The 1,059-nt window shown below is 43.0% G+C and carries 2 protein-coding genes; both read right to left on the minus strand.

Annotated features, from left to right (window positions below; genetic code table 11):
- A partial coding sequence (locus ACS8FD_RS16555; RefSeq protein WP_439276645.1) for a type 1 glutamine amidotransferase occupies positions 1-333 on the minus strand: 333 nt, incomplete at its 3' end.
- Between the two features lie 96 nt (positions 334-429).
- Positions 430-1,059, minus strand: a 630-nt coding sequence (locus tag ACS8FD_RS16560) for an N-acetylmuramoyl-L-alanine amidase (RefSeq protein ID WP_439276646.1), incomplete at its 5' end; no start/stop codon positions are given.

Here is a 1,059-nt window from a genome sequence, read left to right on the forward strand (position 1 = left end):
GATTTCTTTTACCCCAGATGACTGGACGTTAGCGCCCAAACAATGGGCAATAAGCTGCGCCCCTAAGCAAATACCGATGACCGTTTTGCCAGCATCAATCGTTTGCTTTATCAGGCGTTTCTCTTTGATGAGCCAAGGGTGTTTTTCCTCATCATGGACGCTCATCGGCCCGCCCATTACGATAAGCCAATCAAAGCTATCGGGCATGGACAGAGCGTCATCATCGTAAGAACGATTGACATTAATAATATGACCGTGATTGTTTGCCCACTGCTTGATGAAGCTTAAGTCTTCATAATCAGTATGAAATAGCGTGTGAATACGTAGCGTCATAAGATACCTCATTAGCAAGCATTGATTAGGAAATATCAATTAAAGCATATCGTTTTAGCAAGGTTTAAAAACCAGGGTTTGTTCTATAACTCAATCTTAATAAAAGTCATCACGACCAGCATATTTCTTATTGAGTGCGCGTAGTATCGCGTAAGTCTCTAAATCTAGCTCGCCCGTTGGACGCTGCGGTCTGAAATGCAATTGAAACGCATAAACCATATCACGACTGGCTTTATCCCATTCATCGCTATTATTAATTTGATAACCGTAATCGCGAAATTCTTGCTTAATTTCATGTATCGTAGCCGTTGCAAACTCGTTTTGATTCATAATAAATTGCTTATCAAATTCATCATACCAAGCGCCAATACCGTACTCTTTATACAGTCGCTCCCAAGGGAACTTGGCACCGGGGTCGATTTTGCGTGACGGCGCTATATCAGAGTGACCAACGATGTTTTTTGGTGAGATGTCATAGCGCGTGGCAATGTTTTGCACCAGCTTAGCGACCTTTTTAATCTGTAATTCATCAAATGCGACGTAATGCTCGTAAGGACGATAGTCGAGATTGTCATTTTTTAGCGCGTCTCGATATTCGGGCTTGATGCCGCTATTGACGATTTCGATACCGATAGAAGTGTCATTCAAGATGGTGCGTCCAGCAAAGCCGCTATCACCGGCATGCCATGCGCGCTCAGACTCTGGCACTAAGTTATAAATCTTATC

Source organism: Psychrobacter sp. 1U2 (assembly GCF_051847575.1).